Here is a 16,944-nt window from a genome sequence, read left to right on the forward strand (position 1 = left end):
CTCGGCGGCGCTGCGCCGGCTGGTCGAGGCGGCGCGCGGGAGCGAGGCCGGGCGCGCGGGCGCCCGCAAGGCGCAAGCGGCCGCCGACCGCTTCATGATGGCGATGGCCGGCGACCTGCCGGGATACGAGGAAGCCGCGCGCGCCCTCTACGCCGCCGACGCCGACCGCTTCCGCCACCACATCGCCGGCTGGCCGGCCGACGTGCGGGGGTATGCCGAGCGGCTGGCTGGGGCGGCGTTTGGCTCGTGAGTGGGAAGGGGATGACTGCGGCGCGCTGGCGGGTTGTGGAGTGTAGCGGGCGCACTGGAGCTGGGCGCGGTTCTGTTGGGATCTTGTCGCCGAGGAATTCGCCAGCAGCCATGTGCCGGTGCGCAAGGGTTTCGTATTCCGGAGGCGCGGAGCTTGGGCAAGAGCTTGACCTATTTCGGACATTCGCCCCGACATTTAGACGTTTCGCTAAGGACACATCGAACTCAACCAGTCGTGCGTCTCCTAGAGGCCTGAAACAACCTCATTTCCGCCTATGTGATTAGTGCTGAGACAGTGCTCGTTCAGCAATGTTCTTAGCCAAACGACTTGGCAACGCTGCTCCCAAATCTAGCCAATGCACACTGTTGTAAAAGCGATGCTCGCCGCTGTCGACATACCGATCCAAAAGCGTCGTGACACGAGACTTAGGTAGCGCCTGAACACATCTGAGCGCGAAGACGATCCTATATTCGTCATCTTTACGTTGCAACTCGCGCAACAATACTTCATCTCTCAAATCAACGAAAACCTTCTGGGGTAACCGCTTCGCAAGTGAAATCCTGATTGAGCTGTCAATATCGATTGCCAACATGTCTGCGACACGATCTTTTCCCAATGTGAAAATTGCCGCAGCTTTTTGGTCAGGCAATTTCGTCCTGTAGAAGTCAAGCAATCCTGTTCGGTTTCGGTCACTTGGGTAGTCGCCCAAATTTTTGACACGTTCGATGTCGGACCAATCTCCAAAGCGAGAAAAATATTTCAATATGCTATCCGTAGCATCGACTTCGACTTCTTTGAGTACATTTCGCAACAAATCGAGGTCCTGAGTTTTTCCCAAGCCACAGAGAGCGGTTAGGGCGTGGGTACAAAGCTGCCTTCGGTGGAACGTTTCTAACTTTCTTATCCTGCTCTCCGTGTCGGAGTCGATTATCCCAGCGTATTTTCCTTCTTGAATTCGTTTGTCGAAGTGCCCCTTAAAGCAATCTTTCAGGTTTTCTCTGATCTCACCCTGCATCTTCGATGGGTACTTTGAATAAAGAACCGATAGCTCCCGATCGTCAAATACTCCGGCATCCTGCGCTTTAGCTCTCAGGGTCGAAAAATCCAATTCAGCCAAGCGGTTTACACAATAACGCTCGTAGTAAGTATCATCTGTTTTATTCCCAAATAAGCCAACTAAATTGTTAGACGGCTTGACAATCCGAAGTGCTTTTTTTGCTACGTCGTCACCAAGCTCACGGCCCATTTTCTTTAGGCTCTCAGCTGCCAATAAGCGGATTTCGTGATTGCTGTCGGTTAGAAGTGTTTCCGCCGCCTCCAACGTAATCTCATTGCGCGCAAACAACACCTGAACGGCTCGTAGACGGATAGAATCGGATTTGGCGGACAAACATGAAAGCACTGTCGCCGTAGCCAGTGATTGTGGGCTTCCAAAAAGCACGTCAGCTAATGTTGCATCGATTTTGTCGACTTCTTTTTCAACAAGTCGCTTCAAGGCAGCATCCAAGCTGGTCCGCGACAAGATGCCGACGACTGCTTCCTCCACTTTCGTGCGACGATATGGTGAGCATTGTGTCGCAACTTCCTCGATAAGAGACAGGTCATCCTTATCTGCATTTGATGCAAGAAATGATACTGCAGCATCAAAGACCTGGCTGTCGGTTTCATTAGACAGCCACGATGTAAGAACACGCTTCTTATCGAGGAACTCGTCAAGCGAAGGGATTGGTTGAGACCCAAGGATCAAAATCGCTATGGAATGCTTCTTCTCGGACTCATTCCCAACTGCAGCAAGAACTTTGATGCGGCCCCAGTGGCCGTCCTCATCTTCGATCTTTGCAAGCCAGCGCCAAAGGGGGACGTTCTGATGCTGGAACCCCATAACGCCGCAATCAATAAGCGCCCGAAGCTCTTGCTTAGAAAGAATGGCTTTTCTAAACTTTTGAAAAATCAAGTTTGCATCGTGATTACCGAGATAAAAATCGTCATTTCCGGAGCGGCTAAGCGCAGTGCCAATCAGCCGTAGACGAGCTACTTCATAGGGTGAAGTGCTCTCCCAGTCGGGGGACCTCTGCTTTAAATCATTCAGAAAAGTTCGCGCCTCCTCATCAAGCAACCAGGCATCGCGTGCTGGCGGCTCGTTCGAATTTTGCTGGACAGAGGGTGTCTTTTTCGGCTGGTTTATCTCTCGGTCTTCACCGGAGAAGAGTTCTGTTTCACGCCAGCCAATTTCCTCTAATTTTTCTCTGACGACGTCCCGAAAGGGGCTCCCGTCAGAGAAAACTTTAAAGAACACTTTCTTTTGATCAATACACTTCTGTCGAAAATCGAAAACCTTTCGAACCTCTTCGCCCGGCTCCATCCCTGCTGGCACTTCGATTTCTTTGAAGTAGATGGCCATATCCTTCATGAGTCCATTCTCAATTCGCATCTTTGCTCTGAAATACTCTTCTTCGAAACCGGATGTGTAACCACCAGGATCAGTGCTTGGTCGGGAGCCCCACTTGTTCCAGAGGACACCGATAAAGTAATCGCACCTGTCCAAGTCTTCGTTGAGTTTGCTTTGCGGGCGAACATAGCCGGGCACTGCATTTTCCCACCCCAACAGCTTGAAATGCAGGCCCCAGCGCTCGGAATGGCTGCGATTTACGCTCTTAACGACGTCATGCGCTGCTTGGCGCTCTTCATCCAAGCCGCCAGGTGAACCAATAAAAATTCGGATTAATTTTAGGCTGTCCGACAAAATGTTACCGTCCGACCGAGGTGCTCTGGTGCGCGAGGTGAGTCTCTGCTGCGCTTCTTTAGGAAAGTAACGTGACGGTAGAAACTCGTCCAGACGGCTGATCATTCGGTCTGTCTAGCAGGCCAGCCGAAGCGAGCCTGCCGAGCGGGAACGTTGTCGAGTCCTGCTACACCAAGGCGGAGGGAACCGACGTCCTCTTGGGGCGCCTCTTCCTCGTTCCAGTGCGCGAGAGGAATACAAGCGCTCCACCCGCCGCAGTCCCCCCGCCCCATCGCCATGGAACCAGCGCCCCCCGATCTCGCCCCACTCACCCCAGGAGAAAACTCAGCCTCTCCTCCGTCCGGTTCGGCGTGATTTCCAGGATTTCCGCGCCGACCACGTTTTCGGCGACGAACGGGTCCTCGTTCACCCTTGCCTGAAGCGCCGGGAGGGTGGTGGCGTGGGCTAGGAGGGCGCCGCCGGCGTTGGGCTCAAGGCTGCCGACGAGCAGGAAGACGCCGTCTTCTATGCCGCGCTGGATCCATGCCTTGTGGGCCTCCATGAATTGCGGGGCCTTTGCCTTGTTTTCGGAGAATCTGAGGAGGACGACGAACATGGGGTGGGTTCCTTTGGGTTTTTCGGGTGGGATCGGCGGTTGTGGTGAGGCGGGGTTTTGGGCTTGTGCCTTCAGGTCGGATCATCGTTTCGGGGGATCGGCGATCCGGTGCGGCCCGTTGTCTTGTCGCGATTGCGGGCGGGGGAGCGATTGCCTCTTTTGCCGGAATTGCTCCAGCCAGGCGCACATCTGGTCGACCTCGCTGCGGATGAAGCTTTCGTCGCGGAAGGCGTTGGCCAGCGTGGCGACGCCCTGGCTGCGGGCGAGGATGTGCATTGCGAGGGCTTCGGCTTCGCCCTTATGGCCGAGCAATGTGAACTGGCGGCGCAGCCAATCGCGGAAGAGGGTGAAGATCCTGCCAGCCTCGGCCTGCGCGACGTGATCGAGCTTGGCGAGCTCGGCGCAGAGCGTGCCGACGGGGCAGCCGTAGAGCATGATCTTCGTGCGGTTTTTAAGGAGGATGCGGATGAAGCTTGCGATGCGGTCGGCGGGGTGCGCGCCTTCGGCCTCCCACCGGTCGAGCATCTTTCTGGTGTTGGAAAGGCGCAGGGCGATGACGGCGTCGAGGATGTCGTCCTTGGTCTTGAAATGATAGTAGAAATTTCCGCGCGAGATGCGCACGGCCGCGGCGATGTCGGCGAACGAGGTGTGCTCGTAGCCCTTCCGGTAGAAGAGCTCGTCGGCCGCCTCGACGATGTGCTCGCGGGTGGTCGCCGCGCTCATGCTGGGGGGCTCCGGTTTGGGGCGGTTGCGTTGGGTGGCAGATTAGGACGGGTGTCCTAGGATCGTCAAGGGGCGGCTTTGCCTCCTGGTGGTGCGGTTGCTTTTTGGAAATCAGGACGGTTGGCGCCCTTCGCCGGGACCCCCACCCCTTACCCCTCCCCTCAAGGGGGAGGGGATTCTGAGGCGTCGGCGCCTCCCTCCCCCTTGTGGGGAGGGGTGAGGGGTGGGGGTCCCGGCGAAGGGGCGCGGCGGTGAATCGTAGCTGTGAAGCTGAGGCACATCGGTCAGCTCCGCCTCCCACCAACGCGCCTCGGATCGGCGCCCTACCCTCCACAAATGGGGTAGAGGAAAGCGGCCGGGTGACCACTTCACCGAATTGACCGCCGGCGATCGTGAAGCCACCATTCAGGCTGCGGAAACCGTATGAATGTTCGGGTCGATGATCATTGGGCGAATAGCGGGATTTGTTGTCGTTGCACTCGTTGCGATGGTCTTCTCGGCCCAGCTCGCCTCGGCGCATGGGAACGAGGACCACGCCGCGGAGCTTCGCCCGCAAACGGCCGATATGGGAATGGAATATCGGCATCTGCGGCCCGCGGAAGTGTGCGCTTCGACTGGCGACGCCCCGATCCTGAAGCAGTCCGATCCTCGGTTCGATAGCGGCCGGTGTTTTCACACTTGCGCCTCGCCGGCGGGCTTGTTGCACGAGACGATCTTCTCCATCGTCCCCTCCGGCCGGGTTCCGTCGGGTCCGGTCTTCACGCGCCTGGCCAGCCAGGACACCGCGCCTCCCCGCAAGCCTCCGCGTTCCGGCGGCTGACAAAACACCCATCCGAAAGTGTCCAATTCAGCAGCGGCGCATGCCCGCCTTTCGCTGTGTCTTCGAGGCAATTCGCCATCGCGAGGCAGGCGGACAACGGCGAGGAAATCGCCAGAGACGTTGCGCCGCGGGGGATTAAGGCAATGAGATCACTGATGCATTTCAATGCGTCCGGAATAAAGAGAATGGCGCGGCCGCTTCGATCCGCCGTGGCCAGGCTGCACCTGGTTGCCCGCCGCGCCGAACTGACGGGAACGTATCCGGACTTCGACAGCGCGCTGGCGGCGGTGCCCGCCTGGGCGGTGGCCGGCTACGACAACGAGGAGACCGTCGACGTGGGGCTGGAGAAGATGAGCAGGATCATCGACTGGGATTACCCGGTCATGTTCTGGCTGGAGCGGGAACTGCTGGCGCGCGGGAACGGGCCGACGAACCTGCTCGATGCCGGCGGGCATATAGGGACGAAGTACCGGGCCTTCAGCCGCCTGATCGACCTTTCGAGGGTGAATTGGGAAGTCTACGATCTCCCTCCCATGATCAAGGCCGGTGCCGAGATGGCGCGGCGGGATGGGCTTGAGGGAAACCTTTCGTTCTGCAGCGACGTTGCAAATTCCAGGAAGGCGGACATCCTCCTGTGCTCCGGCCTTCTGCAGTATCTGGACGAACCCTTCCCGCAATTCATCTCCCGGCTCCCCGCGCCCCCTCAAGTGATGATCCTGAACAAGGTCGCGCTCAGGGACGGCAAGACGATCTTTTCGCTGCAAAGGGGCGGCCCGGCCTTTCTTCCCTACCAGATCCGCGAGAAAGGGGTGTTTTTGAACGATCTGGAAACGCTCGGTTACGATGTCGTCGACAGCTGGCAGATACAGTATCTTGCCCACGCGATCGCCAGCCATCCCGAGCTCGGCTGCAGTGAAAGCTGGGGTTTCATGCTCAGGAGGAGGGTGGGGTAGCCGGAGTGTACAGCACTCCTACCCCGCCCCCTCCGGTAGCCTCAGCGGCGGCAGGCGGCGGGGGACGGGGGAGGACTGGACGATGGAGGTGTTGGTCATGGCGAAGGGCATCACCTTGTCGATGAGGCGCTCCAGGTCCTCCACCGAGGCGAGGAAGGCGCGGGCGATGAAGCAGTCCTCGCCGGTGACGCGGTCGCATTCGACGATCTCCGGCAGGCCGGCGAGCACCTCGGCCACCTTGGGGAGCTGGCCCGGAACCGGGCGGATGCGCAGCCAGGCGGCGAGCGGCAGGCCGAGGGCGGCGGGATCGATCTCCACCCTGTAGCCGGCGATCACGCCTGCCTCCTCCAGCCGGCGGATGCGCTCGGCCACGCTCGGCGCCGACAGGCCCACCCGCCGGGCGAGCGCGGCGGTGCTGATTCGCGCGTCGGCGGCGAGCGCGGCGAGGAGCTTCATGTCGGTCGGGTCGAGCGGGCCGTTTTCGTATCGAAGGCGTTTCATGCCGGATGCCTTATATTTGGGCGAGAGAATCTGTGTTTTTTCTTTCAGTGGATATATGCTCAAGGGTATTCCCCTTTCATAGTGATGGCAAAGGGAGTTTTCCGATGCCATCTTCGACGGGCGCGCTGGAAAGGGCCGCCGAGACCGTTCCGCCGCATGCCTGGTTCGGCGTCAGCGCCGTCTTTCATTATCTGGGGCCCTCGTTCGCGGTGCTTTTGTTTCCGGCGGTGGGCGTGCTCGGCGTTGCCTGGTTCCGCATCGCCTCGGCGGCGCTGATCTTCGCGCCCTTCACGCGGCCGTGGCGGACCTTCCGCGAGGCGGACGCAAGGACGCGGCTCTTGCTTGTCGGGCTGGGCGTGTGCCTGGCGGCGATGAACACGGCCTTCTACCTGGCGCTCGACCGGCTGCCGATGAGCCTGGTGGCGGCGATTGAGTTCGTCGGCACGCTCGGCGTCGCGCTTTACGGGCTCAGAACGCGGCGCAACCTTTCGGCGCTGGTGATGGCGGTGGCCGGCGTCTTCATCCTGATCGATGTGACGTGGGCGAGCGACCCGCTGGGGCTCGCCTTTGCGGCTTTGAACGGGGCGCTGTTCGTCGGCTATATCGTGCTCGGCCACGCGGCCGCCGGGAGCGGCGCCGGCGCCGGGGTGGAGCGGTTGGGGGCGGCGATGACTGTGGCCCTCCTCATCCTCATGCCGATCGGCTTTGCCGAGGCGGCACGTGCTTTCGGTACGATTGAGCTGGTGCTGGCGGGCATCGGCGTCGGCGTGTGCTCGTCGGTCATCCCCTATATCGCCGACCAGCTCGCCATGTCGCGCCTGCCGCGGGCGACGTTCGCGCTGTTCCTGGCGCTGTTGCCGGCGACGGCGACGGTGATCGCGGCGATCATGCTGGCGCAGGTGCCGAGCGGCCGGGATGTCCTCGGCGTGGCGCTGGTGATGGCCGGGATCGCGGTGCATAGGCCGCCGCGGTGAATTCTACCTCACTGCACCCCGAGGAACTGCTTTAATTCCGGCGTTTTCGGCTTGGCGAAGACGTCTTCGGGCGGGCCGATCTCGTGGACGCGGCCCTGGTGCATGAAGACGACGCGGCTGCACACGTCGCGGGCGAACTTCATCTCGTGGGTGACCATGAGGAGGGTCATGCCTTCGGCGGCGAGCTCGCGGACGACGGCGAGGACCTCGGCCACCAGCTCGGGATCGAGCGCCGAGGTGACCTCGTCGCACAGAAGCGCGATGGGCTGCATGGCGAGCGCCCGGGCGATGGCGACGCGCTGCTGCTGGCCGCCGGAGAGCTCGTCCGGATAGGCGTCGAATTTCTCGGCGAGGCCGACGCGCTCCAGCATCTTTCGCGCCATGGCCGCAGCTTCCGGCTTCGGCGTCTTCTTCACCACCGTCTGCGACAGGATGACGTTGCCGCCGGCCGTCAGATGCGGGAAGAGGTTGAACTGCTGGAAGATCATGCCGACCTTGAGGCGCAGCGCCTTCAGATGCACCTCGTCGGGCAGGAGCTGGCTGCCGGCGACGGAGATGGAGCCGCCGTCGATGGTTTCCAGGCCGTTGATGCAGCGAAGCAGGGTCGACTTGCCGGAGCCGCTCTTGCCGATGATGGCGATCACCTCGCCCGGCTTCACGTCGAGGTCGATGCCCTTCAGCACCTCGTTTTCGCCGAAACGCTTGCGGACGTCAGTGATTTCGATGAGCGGCATTGAGCTTCCTCTCCAGGGCCTGGCTCGACTTCGAAAGCGGCCAGCAGAGCGCGAAATAGATGAGGGCGACGAGGCCGTAGACGGTGAAGGGCTGGAAGGTGGCGTTGGTGACCACGGTGCCGGCCTTGGACAATTCGACGAAGCCGATGATGGAGGTGAGCGCGGTGCCCTTCACCACCTGGACGGAGAAGCCCACCGTGGGCGGGATGGCGACCTTCAGCGCCTGGGGCAGGATGACGTAGCGCATCTGCTGCACGTACCCCATGCCGAGGCTGGCCGACGCCTCCCATTGGCCGCGGGCGACGGCCTCGACGCAGCCGCGCCAGATCTCGGCGAGGAAGGCGGCGGTCCACAGGACGAGGGCGATGCCGGCGGCAAGCCAGGCCGGCACGTTGATGCCGAAGAGGCCGAGGCCGAAGAAGGCGAGGAAGAGCTGCATCAGGAGCGGCGTGCCCTGGAAGAGCTCGACATAGTATCTCGTGAAGGCCGTTAAGACGCGGTTTCCGCCGATGCGCAGGAAGAGAAGGAGCGCGCCGACGATGCCGCCGCCGAGGAAGGAGACGAGGGAGAGGACGACGGTCCAGCGCGCGGCGAGGAGCAGGTTGCGCAGGATGTCCCAGGTGGAGAACTCCATCATCGGGCCGGCCTCCGCGCGAAGATCATGGCGCCGATGCCGGCCAGCGCCCGGCGCAAGAGGATGGCGAGGGCCAGGTAGATGGCGGTGGTGACGAAATAGGCCTCGAAGGCGCGGAAGGAGCGCGACTGGATGAAGTTGGCCGCGAAGGTGAGGTCCTCGGCGGCGATCTGTGAGACGACCGCCGAGCCCAGCATGACGATGACGACCTGCGAGGAGAGCGCCGGCCAGATGCGCTGAAGCGCGGGCACCAGCACGACGTAGCGGAAGGTCTGGATGGGCGACATGGCAAGGCTGGCGCCGGCCTCGAACTGGCCGCGCGGGGTCGCCTGGATGCCGGCGCGGACGATCTCGCAGCTATAGGCGCCGAGATTGACGACCATGGCAAGGTTGGCCGCCTCGAGCTCGGAAAGCCTCAGGCCCAGCGAGGGCAGGCCGAAGAAGATGAAGAAGAGCTGGATGAGGAAGGGCGTGTTGCGGATGAGTTCGACATAAGCCGAGACGAGCGGCTTCAGCCAGGCCGGGCCGAGAGCGCGCGCCCAGGCGCAGGCCGTGCCGAGCGCGACGCCGAAGAGGCCGCCGACGGCGATCAGCTCGATGGTGATGAGGATGCCCTTGAGGAGGACCGGGTAGTATTCGGTCAGCCACGAGAAGCTGAAGGCGTAGTTCACGGGAGGCGGCCTTTTGGTTCGGTATCGGTTGTTCGGAGAGGCTGGCGCCCCTTGGCGCCCCCTCTGTCCTGAGCGTTATGGATGGAGTCTCTGTTCGGCTTCGCCGGACCCCCACCCCTCACCCCTCCCCTCAAGGGGGAGGGGGACGAAGACGTACTCGGCCTGCCTCCCTCCCCCTTGAGGGGAGGGATTGAGGGTGGGGGTCGCCCGCAGGGCTAAGACAAAAAGCGTCGTTCTGCGTCTTTATCGCGCTTCGCGCCGCCCCCCTTCCCGCCGCCGCCGTCACAGCTCTTCCGGCAGCCCCGTGCCCAGCCATTTCTGCGAGATGGCGTCGAGCGAGCCGTCGGCTTTCGCCTCGGCGATGACGGCGTTCACCTTCTCCGCGAGCGCCGGCTCGTTCTTGTTGAGGCCGATGTAGCAGGGCGAGTTCTTGATGAGGAACTTCATCTCCGGGCGCTTCGGCGGGTTCCTTTCGAGGATGGCTGCGGCGACCACGTTGCCCGTCGCAACGACATCCACCTGGCCGGACAGGAAGGCGGAGATGGTGCCGTTATTGTCCTCGTAGCGCTTGATGACGGCGTCGGACGGGGCGATCTCGGTCAGCTCCAGGTCCTCGATGGCGCCGCGGGTGACGCCAATGGTCTTGCCGGCAAGGTCTTCCGCACTCGACACAGTGACATCGTCGGGCGCGAAGACGCCGTTGAAGAAGGGGGCGTAGGCGTCGGTGAAGTCGATCACGGCCTCGCGCTCGGCGTTCTTGCCGAGGCTGGAGATGACGAGGTCGACCTTGCCCGTCTGCAGGTAGGGGATGCGGTTGGCGCTCGTCACCGGCACGAGCTCGGCCTCAACGCCGAGCTTCTCGGCGATGAGATTAGCCATGTCGATGTCGTAGCCGACGGGCGCCATGTCGGTGCCGACGCTGCCGAAAGGCGGAAAATCCTGCGGCACGGCAACGCGCAGAACGCCGCGCGACATGACGTCCTCAAGCGCATCCGCCATGGCGGGCGCGGGCGCGACGGCGACGGTGGCCATGATCGCCGCACCGGCCATTCCCAATACTGTCCGACGGTTCATCTCGGTCTCTCCTGTTATTTGTTCCGGGTTTTTTGTTCTGCCTATCCGCTGCCCTTCTGCAACTGGCGTGCCAGCTGCCCCGGGCTGCGGTGAAAGGCCGTATTTTGCCGGTGCGGGGAGGAGATCGCGCGGGCCGGATGTGGCCGGGAGGCGGCGCAAGCCTGCGCAATTGGCTGCGTGCCTAAAAATTAGGCAGCGGAAGAGGCCGGAGCGTGTCGCGCGACAATCATGCCAACGGCCCTTAGCTTTGACCGTTTTGCCTTTGGAGCGGTTCAGGCATGGATCCTCGGGTCAGCCCGAGGATGACGAAGGCAGGGGTATTGGCACGGGCCTCGCCCTCCTGAACGAATGGTGTCAGCAGGCCTCCGCTATTGTCGGGTTCCCTATCCTGAACCGGATCCGCCCATGACCGCGTTGCAGACCGACAACTCCACAGCCGCGCCCCCGGAGCGGAAAGGCCCCTTTCAGACGGTGGTCGAGTTGCGCAGCTACCGGCTGCGCCCCGGGCAACGCGACGCGCTCATCGCCCTCTTCGACCGCGCGTTCGTGGAGAGCCAGGAGGCTTGCGGCATGTCCGTGCTCGGCCAGTTCCGCGACCTCGACCGGCCGGACGAATTCGTTTGGCTGCGCGGCTTTGCCGACATGGAGACACGCCGTGCGGGGCTGGCCGCCTTCTACGGCGGCCCGGTCTGGAGCGCGCATCGCGACGCCGCCAACGCGACGATGATCGATTCCGACGATGTTCTTCTCCTCAAGCCGGCGGGCGACGGCGCTGAGTTCGATCTGGCGGGCGTGGAAAGGCCAGCGCAGGGCGGCGGCGAAGCCTCTCCCGCCGTCTTTGCCGTCTGCGTCTTTCCGCTGGCGCCCCATCGGGCCGACGTCTTTCCCGAATATTTCTCGCAAAGCCTGATGCCGGCGTTCACTGACGCCGGAGCGCCGGCGGGTGCGCGCTTCGTGACCGAGGAGAGCCCCAACACCTTCCCGCGCCTGTCGGTGCGCGAAGGGGAGCGGGTTTTCGTGTGGATCGCGCGTTTCGACGACGCTAAGGCGCACGCGGCCTTCACGGCACGTCTTGCCGAGACCGCGGGATGGCGGGATGCGCTGGAGAGCGGCTTCGGCGGCCATACGGCCGGGCCGGCGATGCGGTATAGGCTTTCCCCGACCACCCGCTCGCTGCTGCGGTAGGCATCGGAGAGTCGGCGCTGTAGCTTACGACCGCCGCGCCCTTTCGCGCCCCCCTCTGTCCTGCCGGACATCTCCCCCACGAGGGGGGAGATCGGCCGTCATCTCCGCTTTCGCCAATCTTCAACGCTGCAGAGAAGGCGAGACATCAATGAAGAGCCAATCTCCCCCCTCGTGGGGGAGATGTCCGGCAGGACAGAGGGGGGCGCGAGGGGGTGCTGACCGTCCTGAATTTCAAGCGATCTTGCCCACTGCCGCAACCTGTGCTCTATTCGCCGCCCTCGAGTCAGCTCGAACGGGAGAGTGAAATGAGAGCCTTCATGTCCGAAAAGAAAGCCGTTTATCCCCAACAGGACATGAAGCGTTATGCATTCACGACTCCGGAAGGTGGCGTCGCAAGGAGACGCGCCCCGTAGCCTACTGAAGAACCGGCTGCCGCGGGCAGCCACCGTCAACCCGTCGGCTGAAACCGAACCAGCAAATAGCCCGGCATCCCGAACGTGGCCTGAAGGCCGCGCAACCCGTTCGCGCGCGCGGAAATTCCTGTCCTACTACAGGCCGCACCTGCCGCTGCTGGCGGCCGACCTTGCCTGCGCGTTGCTGGTTTCGGCAACGGCGCTCTTCCTGCCTCTGTGCGCCAACTACATCACCAAGAGACTGGTGCAGCTTCCCGACGCGCCGGAGGCGCTTAACCAGATCTACCTGATGGGCGCGGCCATGATCGGCCTCCTGGTGCTGGAGGTGCTCGGCACCCTGTTCGTCGACTATCAGGGGCATGTCATGGGGGCGAAGATCGAACGGACGCTGCGCAGGGAGCTGTTCGAGCATTGCCAGAAGCTGGCCTTCAGCTTCTACGACCGCCAGCGCGTCGGCCAATTGATGAGCCGCATCACGAACGATTCGTTCTGGCTGGGCGAGCTCTTCCATCATGGACCGGAGGATCTGGCGATCGCCGTGCTCAAATTTGCGGGCGCGATCGCCATCCTCGCCTATATCGACCTGCCGCTGACGCTGCTCATCCTCGCCGTGACGCCCTTTGCCGTGCTCTTCGCGCTGCATTTCAACCGACGGATGAACAAGGCGCTGCAGCGCAGCAAGGAGCGGATCGCGGCGGTGAACGAGCGCGTCGAGGATTCGCTCGCCGGCATCCGGGTGGTCCAGTCCTTCGCCAACGAGCAGCTCGAGATACGCCGCTTCGAGGAGGAGAACGCCCGCTTCTTCGACAGCCGGCGGGACGGCTATCGCAGCGAAGCCTTCTTCTCCGTCGGGAACACGACCTTCGCGCGGCTCATCACCATCACGGTGATCGTCATCGGCGCCATCCGCGTGGTGAACGCCGAGCTCGGCATTGCCGACATGCTGACCTTCCTTCTGTGCGTGGCCGTGCTGGTCGATCCCGTTCAGCGCCTGGCGAATTTCGTGCGGCTCTGGCAGGAGGGCTATACCGGCTTCGTGCGGGCGATGGAGATCCTCGACGTGGAGCCGGAGATCGAGGACCGGCCAAACGCCGTCGACCTTGCCCGCCCCCGCGGCGCCATCGCGTTTCGCCATGTCGGCTTCCGCTACGAGGAGGATGGGCCGCATGTCTTCAAGGATCTCACCTTCGACATCGCGCCCGGCGAGTTCGTCGCTCTCGTCGGCGCCTCCGGGGTTGGCAAAAGCACCCTGTGCGCGCTGATCCCGCGCTTTTACGACGTGCGGGAAGGCGCGATCCTCATCGACGGGATCGACGTTCGCAACGTGAGCCTCAAATCGCTGCGGCAGAACATCGGTGTGGTGCAACAGGACGTTTATCTGTTCGCCGGCACGGTGGCGGAGAACCTGCGCTACGGGCGGCCCGAGGCTGCGGATGAGGAGATCATCGCGGCCGCGAAGGCCGCCAATGCCCACGATTTCATCATGGCATTGCCCAACGGCTACGACACGGATATCGGGCAGCGCGGCGTGAAGCTCTCCGGAGGCCAGAAGCAGCGCCTGACCATCGCGCGGGCGTTCCTGAAGGATCCGTCGGTCCTGATCTTCGACGAGGCCACGAGCGCGCTCGACAACGAAAGCGAGCGGGCCGTCCAGGCGGCACTCATTGACCTCGCCGAGGGACGGACGACCATCGTCATCGCGCACCGGCTCTCCACCGTCCGCAGGGCGGACCGGATCCTGGTGCTGACCGAGGAGGGGATAGCCGAAGAAGGAACCCACGAGGCGCTCATCGCCGCCGATGGGGCATATGCGGGCCTCTATAGAGCGCAGGCCAGCATCTGATTTGCTTGGAGGACACCGGCTGCGCGCCCCAAGGCGCAGCCGGGCACGTCCATGAGGGCAAAAGCGCATCTTGCTTCCGATGCGTTTCCGTGCAATTGATATTGGGCGCTCGGGTGGTTGCAGACCCGGAGACTGGACGCGTTTTTGATTGGACGGCCCCTTTCCCCGACATCGTAAGCTCTCGACGACAGTGAAACTGCGCGCGTTGCGCAGACGCATACCAACCAACGGGAAAAGGAGTTTCCCATGGCCCAGACCGGCACCGTAAAGTTCTTCAACGCCACCAAAGGCTTCGGCTTCATCACGCCCGACGACGGCGCGAAGGACGTCTTCGTTCACATCTCCGCAGTCGAGGCCTCCGGCATGCGCTCGCTCGTCGACGGGCAGAAGGTTTCCTTCGACGTCGAGCCCGACCGCATGGGCAAGGGCCCGAAGGCGGTCAACCTCTCCGAGGCGTAAGCGCGAGGCCGCTCACGCGGCACGGCTACGGCGAGTTTTGCGAAAGGCGCGGCGGGTCATCCGTCGCGCCTTTTGCTTTATGGGCACCCGCGAGGTGGGCGGCCGACACAAAACTTTCCCTTGCCCGCCCTCAAAAAATAAGGGAAGATTTTGCCCGTTCGGGCATTTGCCGGCCCGGAGACTGGAATAGCATGCCCCGGCATACGACACTAGAAAGGCTCCCGGGATGTCGCGTGTCACAAGAAATCCGGCAGGGTTCCCCGCGCGAAGCTGACTGTTTCTTCTCCCCCAGTAAAGGACCGAGACACCCCTGGACCATGGCCCCCGCAAGAGACTGTGGTCTGGACAAGACGATGAATGACGGGAGAAAGGATCTCTTCCCATGCCGCAGAGTGGAACTGTAAAATTTTTCAATCATGCCAAGGGATTCGGCTTCATCACGCCGGATGACGGGGAGAAGGACGTGTTCGTGCATATCTCCGCGGTGCAGGCTTCCGGCCTGCCCGGCCTCGAGGACGGCCAGAAAGTGACCTTCGACACCGAGCCGGACAAGCGCGGCAAGGGCCCGAAGGCCGTCAATCTTTCCATCGGCTGAACAGGCCTCGGCCGCCCGGGACGGCGGCAGGAACGTTTGCGCCGGCCTTAAGGCCGGCGTTTTTCGTTAGGCCTCAACGGAACGCCCGCCTTGCGCGGGACCGAGAACACGGGCGCACGGCGCTCCTGGGATTGATCTAGGCAATGATGAAGTCGCTGGCGTCTATGCCGGGGCCGCCGGGGACGGTCTGGGGCAGAACGTTTTCGATGTGAATCGCGTTATCGCCGAAGCGCACGACCGTTCCCATGCCCTCCTCATCCAACGCGATATCGAGATCTTCGAAACGGGCCGCTTCGAAGACATTTTTCATGTCGAGCTTGTCGACGCCGTCCTCGAAATCGCGCACGGTATCCTTGCCGGAAGGTTCGATGTTCCGCCAAAGAAAGTAGCGGCTCGTGAAGCTGAACACGTCCGCGCCGGCACCGCCGGTCATGACGTCATCGCCGGGACCGGCGTACAGACAGTCGTTCCCCGCACCGCCGTCAAGGACATCGTCGCCATCTTGGCCGAAGAGGAAATCGTCACCGTCCTCGCCGAAAAGCCGGTCGTTGCCGCCGCCTCCAAAAAGGCCGTCGCCTTGAGCGCCGCCATAAAGGCTATCGTCGCCGGGACCGCCAGAAAGGGCATCGTATCCATCGTCACCATAAAGGGTGTCCCCGCCGCCGCGCCCATGCAGAATATCGTTGCCGCCGCGCCCGTGCATCTCGTCGCGGCGGTCCCAGCCTTCGTGGATGGCGCCGTCCTCGCCGCCCTCGAAGGTGTGCGCGTGCTGTTCAAGCCCTTCCTTGGCGAGAATGTCTCCGAGCGGGACGGTGTCCGTCTCGGAGGTGGAGGTGTCCGCCGGCTGGGAGTCGGAGGAGGGCGTAGTGTCGCCGTTGGTTTTGGCCCGCTCCGAAGCAAGGCTCTCAAGGCCGGCCCCTTCCCAAAGGCCGCTCCCGGCCCTCTCGGCGTCAGCCCACTCCAAAGCACCGCTCTCATGAATGTAAGCGATGCTAGCCCCACCGCCGGGGCCACCACTGTAACTGATATCGCCGATGATGGGGTCATCGCTCGCGCCGGTCTGTCCATCGGCGGGCGAACCCTGGTGGGTATGTAGGGAAACAGACGTCTCCACCCTCCCCTCACCATCAGGATGAGAAAGATGGCTGTGGAGGTCGACCGTTCCGCTCGCTGCCGCCCCCGCCACATTACGTGATGCAGCACTCACCTCTATAAAAACATTATCAGACATAGCGTAACCTTAGTGTTTTAAATGAAAATCCCCGCACACCCCGCGAAACCGCGTCAGGTGAGAAAAGCCGAACGCTCACACGGACAGGCGGCCCCTCTGCCGCCTGTCCGTTTGTGATATTGCCTGGGGGCGTCAGGCGATGGAGAAACCGCTCGCCTCGATGCCTTGAGCGCTACCGTCCGCAAAAGGCACCACGTCTATTATCGTATGGACCGGAACGCCGCTGAAGCTCATTCCGGCTCCGCCGCCCTCCTCGTCATGGACGATGCCGAACCAGGATTGCGCATCGATCATGCCATTGTCGATCAGCGCGGACGCGCCATCGCCCTCGTCGGCTTCAACTTCGGAAGCATGCTCCCGCTGCGATGGGGCTTGCGTGGTGCCGTTATCACCAGGCTCCTCGGCGGACTGGCGCATCGTGTATTGCCCCGGCGTGAAGATCATGTCGCCGATCCGGATGTCCCCGTTGTCCAGAACCTCGGGTCCGCCGTGGCCGGCCCCCTGGTTGACCTCCGTTTCGGTCGGGTAAAGCGCTGGGCGCTGCTC

Annotated in this window: 18 protein-coding genes; 8 read left to right on the top strand and 10 right to left on the bottom strand. The window is 62.5% G+C overall.

Features of this window, described 5'->3' with window-relative positions; translation table 11 throughout:
• A partial coding sequence (locus tag GM910_RS25355) for a DUF2239 family protein (RefSeq protein WP_159593368.1) occupies nt 1–250 on the top strand: 250 nt, incomplete at its 5' end.
• A gap of 280 nt (nt 251–530) precedes the next feature.
• Here GM910_RS25355 and GM910_RS25360 read toward each other — a convergent pair.
• The 3 genes from GM910_RS25360 to GM910_RS25370 all read right to left on the bottom strand — a co-directional run bounded on the left by GM910_RS25360 (nt 531) and on the right by GM910_RS25370 (nt 4,311).
• Nucleotides 531–3,098 carry a DUF4062 domain-containing protein gene (locus tag GM910_RS25360; protein WP_159593371.1) on the bottom strand — a complete coding sequence of 856 codons (2,568 nt, stop codon included), beginning with the start codon at nt 3,096–3,098 and terminating at the stop codon, nt 531–533.
• A gap of 202 nt (nt 3,099–3,300) precedes the next feature.
• Nucleotides 3,301–3,588, bottom strand: a complete 288-nt coding sequence (locus GM910_RS25365) for a YciI family protein (protein WP_159593373.1) — start codon at nt 3,586–3,588, stop codon at nt 3,301–3,303.
• An 81-nt stretch (nt 3,589–3,669) separates the two neighbouring features.
• The gene (locus GM910_RS25370) at nt 3,670–4,311 is read right to left on the bottom strand and encodes a TetR/AcrR family transcriptional regulator (protein WP_159593376.1); all 642 of its coding nucleotides are present in this window, start codon (nt 4,309–4,311) and stop codon (nt 3,670–3,672) included.
• 427 nt (nt 4,312–4,738) lie between these two features.
• On the opposite strand from GM910_RS25370, the gene GM910_RS25375 reads away from it, so the two are divergent.
• Entirely contained in the window at nt 4,739–5,131 is a 393-nt protein-coding gene (locus GM910_RS25375) for a hypothetical protein (RefSeq protein WP_159593379.1), read from the top strand.
• A 185-nt stretch (nt 5,132–5,316) separates the two neighbouring features.
• Nucleotides 5,317–6,084 carry a methyltransferase, TIGR04325 family gene (locus GM910_RS25380; protein ID WP_159593382.1) on the top strand — a complete coding sequence of 256 codons (768 nt, stop codon included), beginning with the start codon at nt 5,317–5,319 and terminating at the stop codon, nt 6,082–6,084.
• A gap of 18 nt (nt 6,085–6,102) precedes the next feature.
• On the opposite strand, the gene GM910_RS25385 is transcribed toward GM910_RS25380, so the two are convergent.
• Nucleotides 6,103–6,585, bottom strand: a complete 483-nt coding sequence (locus GM910_RS25385) for an Lrp/AsnC family transcriptional regulator (RefSeq protein ID WP_159593385.1) — start codon at nt 6,583–6,585, stop codon at nt 6,103–6,105.
• Between the two features lie 104 nt (nt 6,586–6,689).
• Between GM910_RS25385 and GM910_RS25390 the strand changes: the two genes are divergently transcribed.
• Nucleotides 6,690–7,559, top strand: a complete 870-nt coding sequence (locus tag GM910_RS25390) for an EamA family transporter (protein ID WP_159593388.1) — start codon at nt 6,690–6,692, stop codon at nt 7,557–7,559.
• 8 nt (nt 7,560–7,567) lie between these two features.
• Here the strand turns inward: GM910_RS25390 and GM910_RS25395 are convergent, their stop codons facing one another.
• The 4 genes from GM910_RS25395 to GM910_RS25410 form a co-directional block, all read right to left on the bottom strand.
• A complete protein-coding gene (locus GM910_RS25395; protein WP_159593391.1) occupies nt 7,568–8,293 on the bottom strand; it encodes an amino acid ABC transporter ATP-binding protein in 726 nt (241 codons plus the stop codon).
• Nucleotides 8,271–8,930 carry an amino acid ABC transporter permease gene (locus tag GM910_RS25400; RefSeq protein WP_159593394.1) on the bottom strand — a complete coding sequence of 220 codons (660 nt, stop codon included), beginning with the start codon at nt 8,928–8,930 and terminating at the stop codon, nt 8,271–8,273. Before GM910_RS25400 ends, GM910_RS25395 begins: the two co-directional genes overlap by 23 nt.
• Nucleotides 8,927–9,598 (bottom strand): amino acid ABC transporter permease, encoded by a 672-nt coding sequence (locus tag GM910_RS25405; RefSeq protein WP_159593397.1) that lies wholly within the window; start codon nt 9,596–9,598, stop codon nt 8,927–8,929. The genes GM910_RS25400 and GM910_RS25405 overlap by 4 nt, the downstream gene beginning before the upstream one ends.
• A 282-nt stretch (nt 9,599–9,880) precedes the next feature.
• Nucleotides 9,881–10,648, bottom strand: a complete 768-nt coding sequence (locus GM910_RS25410) for a transporter substrate-binding domain-containing protein (protein ID WP_246226364.1) — start codon at nt 10,646–10,648, stop codon at nt 9,881–9,883.
• A 429-nt stretch (nt 10,649–11,077) separates the two neighbouring features.
• Here GM910_RS25410 and GM910_RS25415 point away from each other — a divergent pair, with 429 nt between their 5' ends.
• The 4 genes from GM910_RS25415 to GM910_RS25430 all read left to right on the top strand — a co-directional run bounded on the left by GM910_RS25415 (nt 11,078) and on the right by GM910_RS25430 (nt 15,167).
• Nucleotides 11,078–11,857: an NIPSNAP family protein gene (locus GM910_RS25415; RefSeq protein WP_159593403.1), complete on the top strand. Its 780-nt coding sequence runs from the start codon at nt 11,078–11,080 to the stop codon at nt 11,855–11,857.
• Nucleotides 11,858–12,220: 363 nt separating this feature from the next.
• Entirely contained in the window at nt 12,221–14,113 is a 1,893-nt protein-coding gene (locus GM910_RS25420) for an ABC transporter ATP-binding protein (protein ID WP_159593406.1), read from the top strand.
• Between the two features lie 246 nt (nt 14,114–14,359).
• Nucleotides 14,360–14,572, top strand: a complete 213-nt coding sequence (locus tag GM910_RS25425; protein WP_159593408.1) for a cold-shock protein — start codon at nt 14,360–14,362, stop codon at nt 14,570–14,572.
• Between the two features lie 382 nt (nt 14,573–14,954).
• Complete coding sequence (locus GM910_RS25430) at nt 14,955–15,167, top strand: cold-shock protein (protein ID WP_159593410.1); 213 nt, start codon at nt 14,955–14,957, stop codon at nt 15,165–15,167.
• A gap of 136 nt (nt 15,168–15,303) precedes the next feature.
• Here the strand turns inward: GM910_RS25430 and GM910_RS25435 are convergent, their stop codons facing one another.
• Both GM910_RS25435 and GM910_RS25440 read right to left on the bottom strand, forming a co-directional pair.
• Nucleotides 15,304–16,131: a calcium-binding protein gene (locus GM910_RS25435; protein WP_201285598.1), complete on the bottom strand. Its 828-nt coding sequence runs from the start codon at nt 16,129–16,131 to the stop codon at nt 15,304–15,306.
• 399 nt (nt 16,132–16,530) lie between these two features.
• Nucleotides 16,531–16,944: hypothetical protein (locus GM910_RS25440; protein WP_159593414.1), on the bottom strand; the 414-nt coding region annotated here is incomplete at its 5' end.

This window comes from Chelativorans xinjiangensis, from assembly GCF_009812055.1.
Taxonomy (GTDB): Bacteria; Pseudomonadota; Alphaproteobacteria; order Rhizobiales; family Rhizobiaceae; genus Chelativorans; species Chelativorans xinjiangense.

Bases quoted from the DNA above. Each gene is read 5' to 3' on its own strand.
- GM910_RS25410 (WP_246226364.1), bottom strand. From the start codon at position 10,648: ATGGCCGGTGCGGCGATCATGGCCACCGTCGCCGTCGCGCCCGCGCCC.
- GM910_RS25375 (WP_159593379.1), top strand. From the start codon at position 4,739: ATGTTCGGGTCGATGATCATTGGGCGAATAGCGGGATTTGTTGTCGTT.
- GM910_RS25380 (WP_159593382.1), top strand. From the start codon at position 5,317: ATGGCGCGGCCGCTTCGATCCGCCGTGGCCAGGCTGCACCTGGTTGCC.
- GM910_RS25390 (WP_159593388.1), top strand. From the start codon at position 6,690: ATGCCATCTTCGACGGGCGCGCTGGAAAGGGCCGCCGAGACCGTTCCG.
- GM910_RS25365 (WP_159593373.1), bottom strand. From the start codon at position 3,588: ATGTTCGTCGTCCTCCTCAGATTCTCCGAAAACAAGGCAAAGGCCCCG.
- GM910_RS25420 (WP_159593406.1), top strand. From the start codon at position 12,221: ATGCATTCACGACTCCGGAAGGTGGCGTCGCAAGGAGACGCGCCCCGT.
- GM910_RS25400 (WP_159593394.1), bottom strand. From the start codon at position 8,930: ATGATGGAGTTCTCCACCTGGGACATCCTGCGCAACCTGCTCCTCGCC.
- GM910_RS25370 (WP_159593376.1), bottom strand. From the start codon at position 4,311: ATGAGCGCGGCGACCACCCGCGAGCACATCGTCGAGGCGGCCGACGAG.
- GM910_RS25360 (WP_159593371.1), bottom strand. From the start codon at position 3,098: ATGATCAGCCGTCTGGACGAGTTTCTACCGTCACGTTACTTTCCTAAA.
- GM910_RS25425 (WP_159593408.1), top strand. From the start codon at position 14,360: ATGGCCCAGACCGGCACCGTAAAGTTCTTCAACGCCACCAAAGGCTTC.
- GM910_RS25415 (WP_159593403.1), top strand. From the start codon at position 11,078: ATGACCGCGTTGCAGACCGACAACTCCACAGCCGCGCCCCCGGAGCGG.
- GM910_RS25430 (WP_159593410.1), top strand. From the start codon at position 14,955: ATGCCGCAGAGTGGAACTGTAAAATTTTTCAATCATGCCAAGGGATTC.
- GM910_RS25395 (WP_159593391.1), bottom strand. From the start codon at position 8,293: ATGCCGCTCATCGAAATCACTGACGTCCGCAAGCGTTTCGGCGAAAAC.
- GM910_RS25385 (WP_159593385.1), bottom strand. From the start codon at position 6,585: ATGAAACGCCTTCGATACGAAAACGGCCCGCTCGACCCGACCGACATG.